The 16,982-nt window shown below is 65.0% G+C and carries 12 protein-coding genes, 1 tRNA gene and 3 pseudogenes; 14 read left to right on the top strand and 2 right to left on the bottom strand.

The features are described 5' to 3' along the window. Positions 1–5 precede the first annotated feature (5 nt). The 7 genes and pseudogenes from A2G06_10295 to A2G06_10265 all read left to right on the top strand — a co-directional run bounded on the left by A2G06_10295 (position 6) and on the right by A2G06_10265 (position 8,906). Positions 6–962: a homocysteine methyltransferase gene (locus A2G06_10295; protein ID ANA40611.1), complete on the top strand. Its 957-nt coding sequence runs from the start codon at positions 6–8 to the stop codon at positions 960–962. A gap of 36 nt (positions 963–998) precedes the next feature. Beyond that, positions 999–1,313, top strand: a complete 315-nt coding sequence (locus tag A2G06_10290) for a hypothetical protein (GenBank protein ANA40610.1) — start codon at positions 999–1,001, stop codon at positions 1,311–1,313. Between the two features lie 36 nt (positions 1,314–1,349). Then, positions 1,350–2,293 (top strand): annotated as a pseudogene (locus A2G06_10285) (tRNA glutamyl-Q synthetase). A 228-nt stretch (positions 2,294–2,521) separates the two neighbouring features. Continuing rightward, complete coding sequence (locus A2G06_10280) at positions 2,522–3,802, top strand: RND transporter (protein ANA40609.1); 1,281 nt, start codon at positions 2,522–2,524, stop codon at positions 3,800–3,802. Between the two features lie 23 nt (positions 3,803–3,825). Beyond that, positions 3,826–5,187, top strand: a complete 1,362-nt coding sequence (locus A2G06_10275; GenBank protein ANA40608.1) for an efflux transporter periplasmic adaptor subunit — start codon at positions 3,826–3,828, stop codon at positions 5,185–5,187. A 74-nt stretch (positions 5,188–5,261) separates the two neighbouring features. Further along, a pseudogene (locus A2G06_10270) lies at positions 5,262–8,397 on the top strand (cation transporter). Positions 8,398–8,432: 35 nt separating this feature from the next. Further along, positions 8,433–8,906, top strand: a complete 474-nt coding sequence (locus A2G06_10265; GenBank protein ANA40607.1) for a hypothetical protein — start codon at positions 8,433–8,435, stop codon at positions 8,904–8,906. An 89-nt stretch (positions 8,907–8,995) separates the two neighbouring features. Here the strand turns inward: A2G06_10265 and A2G06_10260 are convergent, their stop codons facing one another. Together A2G06_10260 and A2G06_10255 are read right to left on the bottom strand one after the other, a co-directional pair. Further along, on the bottom strand, positions 8,996–10,432 hold the full coding sequence (locus A2G06_10260; protein ID ANA40606.1) for a hypothetical protein: 1,437 nt from the start codon (positions 10,430–10,432) through the stop codon (positions 8,996–8,998). A gap of 233 nt (positions 10,433–10,665) precedes the next feature. Then, complete coding sequence (locus tag A2G06_10255; GenBank protein ANA40605.1) at positions 10,666–11,403, bottom strand: hypothetical protein; 738 nt, start codon at positions 11,401–11,403, stop codon at positions 10,666–10,668. A gap of 326 nt (positions 11,404–11,729) precedes the next feature. Here A2G06_10255 and A2G06_10250 point away from each other — a divergent pair. The 7 genes and pseudogenes from A2G06_10250 (at position 11,730) to A2G06_10220 (ending at position 16,949) form a co-directional block, all read left to right on the top strand. Beyond that, positions 11,730–12,604: pseudogene (locus A2G06_10250) on the top strand (hypothetical protein). 240 nt (positions 12,605–12,844) lie between these two features. After that, on the top strand, positions 12,845–13,249 hold the full coding sequence (locus A2G06_10245; protein ANA40604.1) for a heavy metal transporter: 405 nt from the start codon (positions 12,845–12,847) through the stop codon (positions 13,247–13,249). A gap of 121 nt (positions 13,250–13,370) precedes the next feature. Then, positions 13,371–13,847 (top strand): hypothetical protein, encoded by a 477-nt coding sequence (locus A2G06_10240; protein ANA40603.1) that lies wholly within the window; start codon positions 13,371–13,373, stop codon positions 13,845–13,847. Between the two features lie 41 nt (positions 13,848–13,888). Further along, positions 13,889–15,049: an ABC transporter permease gene (locus A2G06_10235; GenBank protein ANA40602.1), complete on the top strand. Its 1,161-nt coding sequence runs from the start codon at positions 13,889–13,891 to the stop codon at positions 15,047–15,049. Positions 15,050–15,081: 32 nt separating this feature from the next. Continuing rightward, positions 15,082–15,786: an ABC transporter ATP-binding protein gene (locus A2G06_10230; protein ID ANA40601.1), complete on the top strand. Its 705-nt coding sequence runs from the start codon at positions 15,082–15,084 to the stop codon at positions 15,784–15,786. Between the two features lie 91 nt (positions 15,787–15,877). Beyond that, a tRNA-Gly gene (locus A2G06_10225) sits at positions 15,878–15,952 on the top strand. Between the two features lie 535 nt (positions 15,953–16,487). Continuing rightward, entirely contained in the window at positions 16,488–16,949 is a 462-nt protein-coding gene (locus tag A2G06_10220) for an Rrf2 family transcriptional regulator (protein ANA40600.1), read from the top strand. Positions 16,950–16,982 lie beyond the last annotated feature (33 nt).

Here is a 16,982-nt window from a genome sequence, read left to right as displayed (position 1 = left end):
AGAGCATGACTGACCACTTGTCGTTTTCCGCGTTTCTGGCGGAGGCCCCCGTGATCCTCGGCGAAGGGGCGGTCATCGAGCGCCTGCGCCGGGCCGGAGTGGACCTGGACCCCTGGCTGGTGAATTCGGCCCTCGTGTACGACCCCGCCGGCCGCTCCGCCTTGGCAACCATCTGTCGCGAGTACCTGGACATCGGGGCGCGTCACGATCTGCCGCTGCTCCTGTCCACCCCCACCTGGCGGGCCAGCCGGGAGCGGATCGAGGCGGCCGGACTGGCCGGCAGGGACGTGAACGGCGACAATTTCCGGTTTCTGGACGAGCTTCGGCGGAGCTACGGCGCCTACGGCCGGAAGGTCCTCATCTGCGGCCTCATGAGCTGCCGGGGAGATGCCTACCGGCCGGCCGAGGCCCTGTCGGAGGATGAAGCCCGCGAGTTTCACTCCTGGCAGGCCGATGCCCTGGCCGCCGCCGGAGTGGATTTCCTCCTGGCCGCCACGCTCCCCGCCCTGGGCGAGGCCGTGGGGCTGGCCCGGGCCATGGCGGCCACGGGCATGCCCCACGTGGTGAGCGTCGTGGTGCGGCCCGGGGGGACGCTCCTGGACGGCACGCCGCTGCGGGAGGCGGTGGCGGCCCTGGATGCCGCCGTGAGCCCCCGGCCCGTGGCCTATCTGGTGAACTGCACCCATGCCTCGTTTTTCCGGAGCGCGCTCCTGCACGAGACCAACTCGTCGCCCCTGGTGCGCCAACGGGTGGTGGGGCTGCTGGCCAATACCGCGGCCCTTTCCCCCGAGGAACTGGACAATGCGGCCGAACTGGTGGAGGAGTCCCCCGGGACCTTTGGCCGCTCCGTGGCCGCCCTTCACCGGGACCTGGGGATGAAGGTGCTGGGCGGCTGCTGTGGCACCGACGGCCGGCACATCGAATGTCTGGCGGCTGAGCTCTCCGGCACCGCCGCCCGGTAATCAGTACGACCACTCACCACACAGAGGAGGAACACCATGTCCGAATTCACCAACGTAACCGTCATCCGCGAGGCCAACGTCTACTTCGACGGCGGCGTCGTGAGCCGCACCGTCGTGTTCCCCGACGGGACGAAGAAGACCCTCGGCATCATGCAGCCGGGCGAGTACACCTTCACCACCGGCGCGCCCGAGATCATGGAGATCCTCTCGGGCGAGCTGGATCTCAAGCTGCCGGGCAGCGATGCGTGGAACCGCGTCGGCGGGGGGGAGTCCTTCGATGTGCCGGCCAATTCCTCCTTCACCATGAAGGTGCTGTCTCTCACCGATTACTGCTGCTCGTTCCTCGGCTAGGCCGGCATCGTCTCGAACCGCTCCGGCAGACCGCCCATGTGCGTCCCTTCCACCTCCCCGCCGCCGGTCATCGGCCGCTTCGCCCCGTCCCCCACGGGGCCGCTCCACGTGGGCTCCCTCGTGGCGGCGGTGGCGAGCTACGCCATGGCCCGGCGCCAGGGGGGGCTCTGGCTCGTCCGCATGGAGGACCTGGATACCCCCCGGGTGGTGCCGGGGATGGCGGATGACATCCTGCGGACCCTGGAGTGCCTGGGGTTTGACTGGGATGGCGACATCATGCAGCAGAGCCTCCGCGCCGACGCTACGGGGCCGCCCTCCAGCGTCTCCTGGCGGCGGGGCACGCCTACCCCTGCGGCTGCTCCCGGGCCGAGATCGCCCGGGCAGCCACCGCCCCCCACGACGGGGACGGCGAGATTCCCTACCCGAATCTTTGCCGCGGCGGACTCCTGCCGGGCAAGGAGCCCCGTTCCTTCCGCGTGCGGGTGCCGGCGGAACCCGTGGAGTTCACCGACCTGGTCATGGGGCCGCAACGCCACGACCTCGCCGCGATCTGCGGCGACTTCGTGATCAAGCGGGCAGACGGCCTCTTTGCCTACCAACTGGCCGTGGTGGTGGATGACGAGGCCCAGGGGGTGACCCAGGTGGTGCGCGGCGCCGACCTCCTCTCATCGACCCCCCGGCAGATCGTGCTCCAGCGGCTGCTCGGCTTTGACACCCCCGCCTATGCCCACGTGCCGCTGGTGACCGGCCCCGGCGGCGGCAAGCTCTCCAAGCGGGACAACGCCCTGTCCCTGGCCGCCGGCCGCGACCTGACGCGGGAAGGGGGGCTGCTCCTGCTGACCGCCCTCCGCTTCCTGGGGCAGTCTCCTCCGGCGGAACTGGCCGGGGCGCCCGGTGCCCGCGTGCTCCAGTGGGCCGCCGGCAACTTCGACCCCTTGGCAATCCCGACCGCGGCCGCCCCCTTTCACGCTTCTCCCTGAAACCCGCCGTTTCCACCCCTCGATGTCACGCCGGAATCCATTGGCCCGTCATTGCGCAGGCCCGTTACGGGTTTATACTTTTCGCAGAATATTCTTCGCTACTGTGGAATATTCTGCACCGCCCGGCGGATAGTCGCGCCGCGCCGCACGGACTTTCAGCCGGTTACGGCATGGCACGGTCTGTGTAATGCCGATCTGAGACCCTATTCAGAGGTACCGGAGACTGAAATGATCACTCGCATCCTGAGGACCCTTCTCGCATCGGTGGCGTGCGTCCTGCTCCTTGCCGGCCCGGCCCGGTCCGGCGATGCACCGGCGGCGGAGGATCTGAACTCCCTGGTGAGCCGCGCCCTTTCCGTCAACCCGGAGCTCAAGGCCTCAGAGGCCCGGTGGGAGATGTTCCGCAACCGCGTGGCCCAGGCCGGTGCCCTGGCCGACCCCATGCTCATGTTCAAGCTCCAGAACTTCCTTCTGCGCGACCCCCTGGACAGCCGGCGGGACCCCATGACCCAGCGGGTGATCGGCATCTCCCAGGAGCTTCCCTTCTGGGGCAAGCGGGCCCTGAAGGCCGAGATCGCCGACCGGGAGGCCGAGGCCCTCAGGTGGCAGGTGGAGGAGCGCAAGCTGGAGCTGGCCCGCATGGTCAAGGAAACCTGGTACCAGCTCTACCTGGTTGATCGGGAGCTGGATATCGTGGAACGCAACATCCGGGTGATGGACGACTTCGTCACCCTGGCCGAAACCCGTTACTCGGTGGGGCAGGGGGCCCAGCAGGACGTGTTCAAGGGGCAGGTGGAGCGTTCCCGGATGCTCGACATGCAGATCGCCCTCGCGCAGCAGCGCACGAGCCTCCAGGCCACCCTCAACACCCTCCTCTTCAGGCCGGCCGAGACCCCGGTGGGGCGTGTGCCCGACCTGGATATCCGTCCCGTTTCCCTCTCCGCCATCGAATTGCGTGCCCTGGCCGAGGAGAACCGTCCCCAGTTCAGGAGCCTGCGGGCCCAACTGGAAAAGGGGGCGGCAGGGCATCGGCTGGCCAGCCTGGAAGCGTTCCCGGACGTGACCCTCTCCCTTGAGTACATGCAGCGGGACCCCTCCATGGATGATCGGGGATACGACATGTACTCGGTGGGGCTCACCTTCAATCTGCCGGTGCAGCGGGAGCGCCGCCGCGCCATGGCCCGGGAGTCCGTGGCCGACACGGACATGGCCCGGGCCGAGCTGAACACCCTGAACAATGCCATTGCCTTGGGCATCGCCGACAGCCTGGCCAGGCTGGAACGCAGCGAAAAGCTGGCGCAGCTCTACCGCACGGGGATCATCCCCCAGGCCGAGCAGTCGCTGGAATCTGCCACCATCGGCTACCGGGTGGGGAAGGTCGATTTCCTCTCCCTGCTGGACGCCCGGGTCACGGTCTTCAATTACGAACGCCAGTACCACGAGGCCCTGGCCGAGCACGGCATGCGCCGCGCCCAGTTGGAGGCGCTGGTGGGGAGGGAACTGGAGTGAGTCGCCATCGCGAGGGATATGCCATGTTGTTCACGAGGAAAATCATGCTGCCGCTGGTGGCGCTTCTGCTGGCCCTGGCCGCCGCCGGCTGCCAGAAGCAGGGGGCCGAAGCCCCCAAAGGGGACGGCCATGACCACGCCGCCGAGGCCAAGGTCGAGTACACCTGCCCCATGCACCCCTTCATCATCAAGGACAAGCCCGGATCATGCCCCATCTGCGGCATGGACCTGGTGAAAAAGGTTGCCGGAGCCGGCGCCGACGCCAAGGAGTTGGAGAAGCTCGCCCAAGTAGCCGTCCCCACCACCCAGATGGTGATGGCCAACGTGGCGACCCAGCCCGTGACGGCCAAAAGCCTGCAAAAGGAGATCACTGCCACGGGGATCGTGGCCTACGACCAGCGGCGTCAGGCCAAGGTGACCGCCTGGGTGGCGGGGCGGATCGACCGGCTCAACGTCAATGCGGTCGGTGACTTCGTCTCCAGGGGACGGCCGGTGGCGGAACTCTATTCGCCCGATCTCGTCTCGGCCCAGCAGGAGTATCTCCTGGCCCTCAAGAGCCGCGACCGACTCAAGGACTCTCCCATCGCCTCCATCTCCCAGGGGGGGCAGGGGCTCGTGGCCTCGGCCCGGCAGCGCCTGCTGCTCATGGGGGTGAAGGAACAGCAGATCGCCGGGCTGGAGAAGGCGGGACAGCCCAACATCAAGCTCCCCGTCTATACCCCACTCTCCGGCGTGGTGATCGAAAAGATCGCCATCGAAGGGCAGTACGTGAACATGGGCGATCCCCTCTTCACCATCGCCGACCTCTCCACGGTCTGGGTCGAGGCCGAGATCTACGAGAGCGACGTCTCCTTCGTCAAGGTGGGGCAGCGGGTCGAGGTGACCACTGCCTCGTGGCCGGGCAGGACCTTTGCGGGGCGCATCTCCCTGGTCTACCCGTTCCTCGATCCCAAGACCCGGACCATCAAGGCCCGGATCGAGCTCTCCAATCCGGGGCTGAAGCTGAAGCCCGACATGTTCGTCAATGCTGCCATCAAGATGCCCCTGGGCACGGCCGTTGTCGTCCCCGTTGCGGCGGTGATGGATACCGGCACCCGGCAGGTGGTCTGGGTCCAGGTGAAGGAGGGGACCTTCGAGCCCCGCGACGTGAAGGTGGGGGCGAGGGTCGGCGACGAGGTGCAGCTGCTTTCCGGCCTGAAGGCAGGCGAAGTGATCGCCTGCTCCGGCGCGTATCTCATCGACTCCGAGTCGCAGTTGCGGGGCGGTTCCGGCTCCCATGCGGGCCACGAAGGGATGCCCGGCATGGAGAAGGAGGGGGCGAAACAGGCTCCGGCCGCGCCTCCCGCCAGGAAGAACGACATGAGCATGGATGACATGAAGATGTGAGATGCGGGACCCGGGATTCGTAACATCCGTTTCCCCCAGCTCCTGGTCCCCAGTACCTGATCCCGAGGTTTCAAGTGATCGAGAAAATCATCGAATATTCGGCCCGCAACCGGGTCATCATCCTCATGCTCTTCGCCCTGGTCATCGGCTGGGGGATCTGGGCGGTCTACAAGACGCCGGTGGATGCGATCCCCGACCTCTCCGACAACCAGGTGATCGTTTTCACCGACTTTCCCGGCCGCTCCCCCCAGGTGGTGGAGGACCAGGTGACCTATCCCCTGGCGGTGAACCTCCAGGGCCTTCCCCGGGTGAAGGCGGTGCGGGCGTCGTCGGCCTTCGGTTTTTCGATGATCTACGTGATCTTCGACGACAAGGCAGACGTCTACTGGGCCCGGACCCGGGTGCTGGAGCGGCTGAACTACGCGGCCTCGCTCCTTCCCGCCGGCGTGGTGCCGACGCTGGGCCCCGACGGCACCGGCGTGGGGCACGTCTTCTGGTACACCCTGGAAGGGAAGGGGTACGATCTGGAGCAGCTCCGGACCCTCCAGGACTGGTTCGTCCGCTACCAGCTCAACACCGTGCCCGGCGTGGCCGAGGTGGCCTCCATCGGCGGCTTTGTCCGCGAATACCAGGTCGACCTGGACCCCCACAAGCTCTTTGCCTACAACATCAAGGTCTCCGACGTGATGGAGGCGATCAAGGCGGCCAACAACGACGTGGGAGGCCGTCTACTGGAGCAGGCCGATGCCGAGTTCCTGATCCGGGGCCGGGGCTACGTCAAGTCGCCCGCGGACATCGAAAACATCGTGGTCACCGCCGACATGCGCGGCACCCCGGTCTACGTGAAGAACCTCGGCACCGTCCAGATGGGGGGCGCCATCCGCCGGGGGCTCCTGGACCTGAACGGCGAAGGGGAAGTGGTGGGCGGCATCGTGGTCATGCGCTACGGCGAGAACGCCAAGGACGTCATCGACCGGGTGAAGGAGAAGATCACCGCCCTGGAGAAGGGGCTGCCGCCGGGGGTGAAGATCAAGACCGCCTACGACCGCTCGGATCTAATCGAACGGGCGATCCACACCCTCAAGCGGGCCCTGGCCGAGGAGTCCATCGTGGTCTCCCTGGTGGTGCTCGTGTTCCTGCTCCATTTCCAGAGCGCCCTGGTGATCGTCCTGACCCTGCCCATTGCAGTGCTCATCGCCTTCATCACCATGAAGCTCATGGGAGTCAGCTCCAACATCATGTCCCTGGGGGGGATCGCCATCGCCATCGGCGTGCTGGTGGACGCCGGGGTCATCATGGTGGAGAACTGCTACCGGCACCTGTCCGAGCTGCCCGAGGAGGAGCGGAAGGCGCGGCGGCTGGAGGTGATCATCGCCAGCGCCAAACAGGTGGGGCGCGCCATCTTTTTCTCCCTGGCCATTATCGTCCTCTCCTTCGTGCCGGTTTTCCTCCTGGAGGGCCAGGAAGGGAAGATGTTCCATCCTCTGGCTTTCACCAAGACCTTTTCCATGGTCGGCTCGGCCCTGATCGCCATCACCCTGGTGCCGGTCCTCATGTACTTCTTCATGCGGGGCAAGATGCCGCCGGAAAGCGCCAACCCGGTCTCCCGCTTCTTCATCCGGCTTTACGGGCCGGTGATCCGGTGGTGCCTCACGTGGAAGAAGACGGTCATCGCCCTGAACGTGGTGGCGCTGCTCGTGGCGGTGCCGCTGTACATGAAGCTCGGCTCCGAGTTCATGCCGCCCCTGGACGAGGGGTCGCTCCTCTATATGCCGGTGACCCTCCCCAACGTCTCCATCACCGAGGCCAAGCGGATCATCCAGGTGCAGGACGCCGTCATCAAGAGCCACCCCGAGGTGGAACTGGTGCTCGGCAAGGTGGGGCGGGCCGAGACCTCCACCGACCCGGCGCCGGTCTCCATGTTCGAATCGATCATCATCCTGAAGCCCAAGGATACGTGGCGGCCCGGCATCACCAAGAACGACATCGTCAGCGAGCTGGACGCCAGGCTGCAGCAGATCGGGGTGCGCAACGGCTGGACCCAGCCGATCATCAACCGGATCAACATGCTCTCCACCGGGGTGCGGACCGACCTGGGGCTCAAGATCTTCGGCAACGACCTGAACGTCCTGCGGGATCTGGCGATACAGGCGGAAGGGATTCTCAAGGGGGTCAACGGCGCGGCGGACGTGGTGGCCGAGCGGGTCACCGGCGGCAACTACCTGGACATCGACATCGACCGGGAGGCGGCGGCCCGCTATGGGGTGAAGGTGGCCGACGTGCAGGAGGTGATCGCCACGGCCCTGGGGGGCGAAACGCTCACCACCGCCGTTGACGGCCGCAACCGCTTCCCGGTCCGGCTCCGCTACCTGCGCGACTACCGCGATTCCATCCCGGCCATCCAGCGCATCCTCGTTTCCGGCATGGGCGGCGCCAGGTGCCCCTGTCCCAGGTGACCACGCTCACGGTCTCCACCGGCGCGCCGGAGATCGCCAGCGAAGGGGGGCTGCTCCGCTCCATCGTCTTCCTCAACGTCCGGGGCCGCGACATGGGAAGCTTCATGACGGACGCCGAGGCCGTGGTCGAGAAACAGTTGAAGCTGCCGCCGGGCTACTATGTGTCCTGGTCGGGGCAGTGGGAGAACCAGGTGCGGGCCAAGGCGCGGCTCCAGGTCCTGATTCCGGCCGGAATCGCGATCATCTTCATCCTGCTCTACTTCACCTTCCACTCGGCCCTGGAGGCGAGCATGGTCATGCTCTCGGTCCCCTTTGCCCTGGTGGGCGGGGTCTATCTGGTGTCCGCCCTGGGCTACAACATGTCGGTGGCGGTCTGGGTCGGCTTCATCGCCCTCTATGGCGTGGCCGTGGAGACCGGGGTGGTGATGGTCATCTACCTGCACGAGGCCCTGGACAAAAAGCTTCTGGCCGGCCCGGTGACGGAGCAGGACATCTATGACGCCACCTACGAGGGGGCGGTGCTCCGCCTGCGGCCCAAGCTCATGACCGTGGCGGTGGCTCTTCTGGGGCTCGTGCCGATCATGTGGTCCAGCGGCACCGGCGCGACGTCATGAAGCCCATCGCGGCCCCCATGATCGGCGGCATGATCTCTTCCGCCATCCACGTGCTGATCATGACGCCGGTCATCTTCGTGCTGATGAAAAAGCACGATCTGAAGAAGGGAAAGCTGACGTATTCGGGAATGAAGCACTAAGCGAAGTCAATACCACGAAAAAAGGAGAACGCATCATGAAGAAACTCGCAGTTGTCATCGCCGTCGCAACCCTCGCCCTGGCGGCCCCCCTCATGGTCATCGCCGCCGACCACGGCAAGGGGGGCATGAAGCACGGCGGCCATGCCGACCACGGCACCGCGGCCCACGAGGAAGTGGTCGACGGCGTCAAGGTCACCTTCAAGGTCATGAGCATGGCCGAGCACATGAAGGCCATGAACATGGATCTGCCCAAGGGGATGAAGGAGACCCACCACATTGCCGTTGAGTTCAAGGATGCCAAAACCGGCAAGGCCATTACCGAGGGCGAGGTGAACCTGAAGGTCCAGGGTCCGGACAAGACGGCCCAGACCAAGGCGCTGATGGCGATGCAGGGACACTTCGGCGCCGACTTCAACCTCTCCAAAAAGGGGAAATACGGCGTCATGAGCAAGTTCAAGGTAAAGGACGGCACGGTGCGCAGCGCCAGGTTCTGGTATGAAGTGAAGTAAGCGAGCTGGCGAGGATACGTTTCGGGAAGGGGAAGGGCAACGCTGAAAGCCCCCGCATGGAGCGGGGGCTTTCAGCGTTGTGGAATGGTTCAGCGCAGGTGCTTCGAGGTGGTCAGCACCGCTCCCGACACGGTGCCGTTGATGGTCTTGACGGTGATGGCGGTCCCCCGGGCAAAGGCGGGGCTCATGGCGATGATGCGCGTGGGAGACCAGGAGATCACCGTCGCTTCGGTGGCGCCGGCAAAGACGCCGAGTCCCGTCTTGTATTCGGTAGGCGGCGGCGGGCCGAAGCCGCTGCCCGTGATGGTGAGGGTTTTGGCGGTGCCGAGCGTGGCCCGGCTGATCCGCAGCGGCGGTACCACCGTCAGGGTGGCCCGGTTGCTCTGCTTGTCGTTCTTGACCACCCGCAGCGTATAGTTGCCCGGGGTCAGGGCCGGCAGAAGAATCCGGATCTCGCCGTCGGTAATGGCGGCCGGTTGGATGGTCACCGGCGACCGGCCGTTGTCGAGGACGACCACCGACGAATAGGTGAGGCCGTCCCCGCCGACGTTGACGAAGCCCGAACCCGCAAGGGTCAGGCTCCGGGCGCTGCCGGCGGGAAGGGTGTACGCGCTCTGCTCCTTCAGGTAGGGGACCGTGGCGGACCAGGGGCCGGCCGAGGCCGCCAGCCACGAAACCTCAAGCCACGAATAGTGGCACCCGATGCAGTCCCAGTTGCTCCCCACGTGTCCCCACCCCGGCGTCTCCCTGAACGGGACGATGATGCCGGGATTTTCGGCCGCGGGGGAGTCCATCTGGATGTTGTGGAGCGTGTCGGGCCCATGGCAGGCCTCGCAGCTCCGGATGCCGGTGCCCGTCGGATCCGACCCGGGGTGGCAGACGATGCAGTCGAGCTGGGTCGCGTGGTGGGTGTCGGCATTGCTGAACACCGGCCTGACCACGCCGGTCCGGGGATCGACGGCCGTCGGGTCCGCCTGGTGGCAGGCCGCGCACCCGTTGACGACGATCGTTTTTCCGGTCGCCGGGTCATAGGTCTCCTCCCCGTGGGGCAGAGGGGACATGAAGCCAAGGCTGCCGACCGGGATGTAGTGGCCGTCGCCGGGGTTGTCGACGAAGCTGCCGTGGCAGGACTTGCAGTCGAGCTGGAGGGCCGCCCGGGTCGAATGGTGGGGGGACGACACGTGGCAGACGCCGCAGGTGCGGAAGTCCTGGAGGGTATATCCCCCCGAGCCGTCGGGGATGAGCACGTGGCATCCGTTGGCCAGGCTGGCCGGGTTTCCGGTGTAGTTGACGCAACTGACCGGCGGGGTGGTCGTGTTGATGAGGGCATGGTGCCGGAAGGCGATGGTATCGCTGCCCGCGTGGCAGACGATGCAGTCCTCCGTGGACTGATAGGTGGGAACGGTGTCGAACATCCCCAGGTACTGATTGGCGGGCGGAGGCAGCACCTGGGACCAGGCGATGGAGGCGAGGGCCGCCACCCCTGCCGCTGCCGACAATATGCCCCACAGACTCGGTAACGCCATGACCGTTCCTCCTGAACGAGAGTCGGCGCCGGTGCCGTCGGATCGGACCGCCCCTCCGTCAAGGACGGGGTGGTCTTTGTAACATCATGGAATCACAGGCGTGTCGGCAACTGGTCAGGAAGAGTGGGTGGGTGAGGTAACATGTCGATTTAACGCCCGAATTTCTAACAGTGTACCGGCGGCGCCTGTGCAGTCAAGCAAAAAGTGCCTGCCGGGGCGATGGGGCGTCGGCATCACTTCGTGTAGGGTTGATGCAGCCTTACCGGTTTTCCCTTGGCGCGCATCCTCATGTTGAGCATCTCGACCCCCATGGAGAAGGCCATGGCAAAGTAGATGTACCCCTTGGGGATGTGCATGTCGAGGCCGTCCCCGATGAGCGCCACCCCGATCAGGATGAGGAAGGAGAGGGCCAGCATCTTGATGGTCGGGTGCGTGTCCACGAAGGCGCTGATCTTGCCGGCGAAGAGCATCATGAATCCAACGGCGATGACCACGGCCGCCACCATGACTGCCAACTGGCTGGCCATGCCGATGGCGGTGATGATCGAGTCGAGGGAGAACACGACGTCCAGCAGGAGAATCTGGAAGATGATGGCCCCGAAGGACGCCGCGGCCTTGACCACCCCGTGCCCCTCGGTCCCTTCCAGCTTGTCGTGGATCTCCATGGTGCTCTTGGCCAGGAGGAAGAGGCCGCCGGAGATCAGGATCAGGTCGCGGCCCGAGATCTCCGTTCCCAGCACCGACAGCAGCGGTTCCGTGAGCCCCATGAGCCAGGCGAGTGAGAACAGCAGCGCCACCCGCGTGAACATGGCCAGGCCCAGGCCGGTGATGCGGGCCTTTTCCTGCTGCTTCGCCGGCAGCTTCGAAGAAAGGATGGAGATGAAGATGATGTTGTCGATGCCCAGGACGATCTCCAGGGCGGTGAGGGTGGCCAGGGCAAGCCAGGCCTGGGGGTCGGTCAATAAGTCCATTGATCCATGTCTCCTTTGTCAATAACGCCGGGGCACAAAAAAACCTCTACCTCCGGCTCTGTGAGCTCGTCAGGTAAAGGTCTTGCCTGCCGGAAGCAAAGGCCCCACGCCCGGGCAGCGATGCCGTCTTGACGGACGATGGGTCGGCCCCCACGGACCGATGGCTACTCCCCTTTACGGAATGGGGAAACTATACGCAACCGGTTCGAGGGATGTCAATCATGAAATTGCCGGGTTTCAACCATCCGGCCATAGGATATTCCCTTGAATTCGGCCGGCGATTTACTCTATTGTGTGAGAGTCTATACATCTCAGGGAGGACGACGATGAACATCAGAACGATGACGGCTGTGGCCGCCGGCCTCGCAGCAGCGGCGCTGGCGGGATGCGGTGGATCGGGCGGTGTCGGCAGCCAGCCGGCCGCGACCCAGACGGCAATCAGCGGCAAGGCTGCGGACGGGTATCTCTACCGGGCCGAGGTGTTCCTCGACCTGAACGGCAACTACCGGCTGGACTCGGGCGAACCGTTTGCCATTACCGACTCGGACGGCGCGTTCACCCTGCTGGTCACGCCGGGGGACGAGGCGCTCTATCCGGTGGTGGTCCGCGCGGTGGCGTCCAACACCTATGATATGGACAGCCCGGCCCAGCCCCTCCCCCGGGGTACATCCTTACGGCTCCCCGCGGAATGTACGGTTTTGTCAGCCCCATCTCCACGCTGGTGCGCGAGAAGTACGAAACCGGCACCTACGCTTCCGTGGCCGAGGCCATGCTCGAGGTGCGGCAGCAACTGGGGCTCACGGTTTTGAACCCTGCCAGCACGGTCCGCTCCACGGACGATTACGTTGCCCTGTCAAATTCCTCGAACATGGCGACCCGCACCGAATTCCAACGGGTTCGGGCCGTGGCCCGGGCCATGGCCGGCCTCATGGCGGGCCAGATGAGCTCCGACGTGGCCGTCAACGTCAACCAATACCGCTACATCATGGGCCGGATCAACCAGAACCTGGCCCAGATCTGCTTCGAGGCCACCCAGAGCGCCAACCCCGACATTACGGCCATGCGACAGCGCTACGTCGGCACCATGCCGGGCACCTTCGTCAACATGACGGGCATGTTCCGCAACATGACCACGACCACCTTCTGGAACCTGTCAGGCTCCACCATGGTCCCCCGCAACCGGGGCGGCATGATGCGCTGACCCGCGCCTGTCGCCGGCGTTTCGACGGGGCCGCTTCCTTTGGGGAGCGGCCCCGTTTTGTTGCAGAATAGTCCACAGGCTTTCTGGAGATTATTCTGCAATCCCCTCCCCGTATCATGCGTCCCCACTTTTAGTTATAGATAAATCAATGGAATACACGAACGGGCACACTGGCACGCCAATTGGATAAGACTCCCTCGTAACCCGGCGGAACCGAAGCCGCCGTCAAAGGAGCCTGTCATGGGTGCAATGAAAAAAGGAACCATCGGCATCGTGGCCGCGGCAGTGATCGTGGTGGTGCTCTGTGCCTTCGCGGTGAGGCTGGAGGCGTCGGCGGACAGCGTGGCCGTCCTGCGGGCCCAGGGCATGACCTGCGGCAGTTGTGCCGGCAAGATCGAGAAGACCCTCGGCACGGCAGCGGGCGTTGCCACGGTCCAGGTGAACGTGGGTGCCGGCGAGGTGGTGGTCGGCTTCGACTCCCGCACCGTGCGGCCCGAGACCCTGGCCGAACGCGTCACCGGTGCCGGCTACGGATGCAGCATCCTCCAGGTACTCACTCCCGAACAGTACCGGGCGCAGACCGGCAGCACAACGGCCTTTGTCCGGCAGGGGGGCGGCTGCGGCGCAGGCTGCTGCGGTAAGTAGAGCCCGGCTGATCGGGGAAGCGTTGAGTTTCCAGCCCCGGTCCCTCAGCCACGCAAACACAACCAGCGACATGCACAGATGCACTCCCGGCAGGGAGAAACGCACAAGGGGGATATTCGCAATGCAGACCGGAACAGTGAAAACCATGATGAAACTCGGAGTGGTCGCGCTGGCGGCCGTGCTGGCCGTGGCGGGAGCGGTGACTGCCTTCAGCCTGCCGGGGGTCGGCAAGTTCGCAAAGGCCAAGGTCGCGAAGGGGGCCGTGAGCGTTCCCCTTGCCGACCTGCAGGACGGCAAGGCCCGTTTCTACCGCCACAGCGAAGGGGGGCGCGACATTGCCTTTTTCGCGGTCAAGGCCCCCAACGGCAGCTACCGGGTTGCCTTTGACGCCTGCGAGGTCTGCTTCCAGGAGAAGAAGGGCTACGTCCAGGACGGCGGCTTCATGACCTGCCGCCAGTGCAACAAGAAGTTCGCCACCGACCGCATCGGCGAGGGGCCGGGCGGCGGGTGCAACCCGGCGGCCATCCCCGCCCGGCAGGCCGGCGGCAATCTGGTTATCAGCGTAGCCGACATCCGCTCCGGCGCCCGGTTCTTCTGAGCCCGGCAGCCTGACAACAGCACACAGGAACGGGGAACCCCATGAAGCTGCATAACATCTCCATCAACAACCTGCGCCGCCGCCGGGCCAAGATGCTCTTTCTCACGGTGGGACTCGCCGTGGGGATCGCCACCATCGTCACCCTCATGACCCTCACCGCCTCCATGTCCAACGACATCGGGCGCAAGATGGACGAGTTCGGCGCCAACATCCTGATCACCCCCCAGAGCAACGACCTCTCCATGAGCTACGGGGGCATCAGCCTGGGCCGGGTCACCTTCGACCAGCGGGAGATCCGTCAGGAAGACCTGGCGCGGATCACCGCCATCAAGAACAGCACGAACATCCTGGCCGTATCCCCCAAGGTCCTCGGCGGCGTCCGGTTCGGCGACAAGGACGCCCTGCTGGTGGGGGTCGACTTCGAGAGCGAACTCAAGATGAAACAGTGGTGGCGAGTCTTCGGCGAGGTGCCCAAGGACGGCGCCGGCGTGCTTCTGGGTAGCTCAGCGGCTGACACGGCCCATCTTACCCCGGGCGACACCGTCACCATTGCCGGGCGCACGTTCACGGTCACCGGCATCCTTGAGCAGACCGGCTCCCAGGACGACTCTCTCATCTTCATGCCCCTGGCCGATGCCCAGAAGCTGCTGGGCAAGGAAGGGCGGATCACCCTGGTGGAAGTGGCGGCCCTCTGCTCCGGCTGCCCCATCGGCGACATGGTGGTGCAGATCGCCGAAAAGCTCCCCGAAGCCAAGGTCACCGCCATCCAGCAGGTGGTCGAATCGCGGATCAAGGCCCTGGACCACTTCCGCCGCTTCGCCTACGCCGTGGCCGGCGTGGTCATCTTCATCGGCTCCCTCATCGTCTTCGTCACTATGATGGGGAGCGTCAACGAGCGCACCACAGAGATCGGCGTGTTCCGCGCCATCGGCTTCCGCAGGAGCCACATCATCCGGATCATCCTGCTGGAGGCGGCCCTGGTGAGCGTCCTGGCCGGGCTCGTCGGCTACGCCGCCGGCATGGGCGGCGCCACCGCGGCGCTCCCGTTCATGGCCGAAAGCAAGGACGCCGTCCTGGTCTGGGATTCAACGGTACTGGCCGGGTCGGTCCTCCTCTCCCTGGTGGTGGGGATGCTGGCCAGCCTCTACCCGGCGCTCCACGCCAGCAGGATGGACCCCACCGAAGCGCTCAGGGCGCTGTAACCCGCACCGCAACCACAGTCAGAGGGAACGCAATGGCACTCATACGGATCAAAGATCTCACCAGACACTACGCCGGCGGCGACGAAACCGTCCAGGCGCTCCGGGGCGTGAGCCTCGCCATCGAAGACGGCGAGTTCGTCACCATCATGGGCCAGTCCGGATCGGGCAAGAGCACGCTCCTGTCGGTCCTGGGGGGGATGAACCACCCCACCGCCGGCGAGGTGGAAATGGCCGGGGTCCGGCTCTACGACCTCACCGGCGAGCAACTGGCCGACTTCCGCGCCGAGAAGCTCGGCTTCGTGTTCCAGTCGTTCCACCTGGTACCGTACCTGACGGCCCTGGAGAACGTCATGCTTCCCCTGGCCATCACGAAGATGAAGAACCGCGACAAGGTCGCCGCGGCGCGCGAGGCCCTGGAGCGGGTCGGGCTGGGCGGCAAGGCCGACCGGCTCCCCAACCAGCTCTCCGGCGGCGAGCAGGAGCGGGTCGCCATCGCCCGGGCCATCGTCAAGAAGCCCCCCATCATCCTGGCCGACGAGCCCACCGGCAACCTGGACACGAAAACCAGCGAAGAGGTCATGGACCTGTTCCGCCGCCTCAACGCCGCCGGCCACACCGTTGTCATGGTCACCCACAACCCCGACAACTGCACCTACGCCGACCGGACCATCCGCCTGCGCGACGGCCTGGTCGTCGAAGACGGCGCGGCCGACGCAACTGCGCGAACCGCCGCCTGAAGCGGCCCCCGGATATCGTAGGGAGTCACGCCGAAGAAAAAAAGTGTTGACTCCCCCCGCGTCCCTTTGCTATATAACGGGAACCTGTTTCGCGGGAATAACTCAGTGGTAGAGTGCAACCTTGCCAAGGTTGAAGTCGCGGGTTCGAATCCCGTTTCCCGCTCCAAAAAATCAAGGGGTTAGGCCGAATGGTCTAGCCCCTTTTCCGTTCGCGTGGTCTCTCGTGTTGTCTCCCTTAACCCCCTCCCGAATTTGCTTGGATGAGTATACTTTGAGTTGAGTGATATCGGACTATTGCGTTTCCCGCTACGGCTCCGTTCAGAGTGAAAGGCTGGCCGGCGTTGTCTGTGGAGCGTTCGGTTGCGGCGATGGTGATCATCTGATGATGGCGGTGCTGGTGGTGCCGGAAAGTCAGGCAGCGTCCACCGGCGATCTTCAGCCGCGACAGGCCGTGAGGAGCGGATGCCTGTGGAACTGCCAGGGGGTCTTTCACGGCTCCTGCGGCTGCCACTGCACAGTGCACGGCCGGCAACTGCCTTTAGCCTGTGACCATGGCCCTTCTTCCGTGCGTTTTTTTGCGGCGTGATCTTTAGTTAATTGAAGTACAACGTTTTTCGTAAAGTTTATTGTTTAATTGTAAAATAATATCTTGACCTGTTGTTGGGGAATGTGTATTTATTGTCTATCGAGATTGTAGACTGATGATATCGAAAAAGACCAAATACGCGCTCAAGGCGATGCTCTACCTGGCCCGGGAGCAGGACAAGGGGCCCATCCTCATTGCCGACCTGGCGCGGGACGAGCGGATTCCCAAGAAGTTCCTGGAGCTGATCCTGCTGGCTCTCAAGAACGCGGGGGTGCTCCAGAGCAAAAAGGGGAAGGGGGGCGGCTACTATCTCGCCCAACCCCCGCGGGAGATCAGCATGGGCCGGATCATCCGCATCCTGGAAGGCCCCCTGGCCCCGGTCCAGTGCGTGAGCGAGACCTCCTACGCCCGGTGCGAGGAGTGCGACGACGAGTGGAGCTGCGGCATCCGGCTCGTCATGAAGGATGTGCGCGACGCCATGGCAACGATCCTTGACGGGGCCACCCTGGCCGATGTGCTGGAACGGGTGGAGCGGGAGAAGCAGAAGAAGGACGGGGTGCTTTTTTACACGATCTGAACGGGGCGTTTTTTTATGCCCTATTAGACTACT

The organism is Geobacter anodireducens (assembly GCA_001628815.1).
Lineage (GTDB): Bacteria > Desulfobacterota > Desulfuromonadia > Geobacterales > Geobacteraceae > Geobacter > Geobacter anodireducens.
Note: the sequence above shows the minus strand (reverse complement) of the source record. Positions and strands in the feature narration are given on the sequence as shown.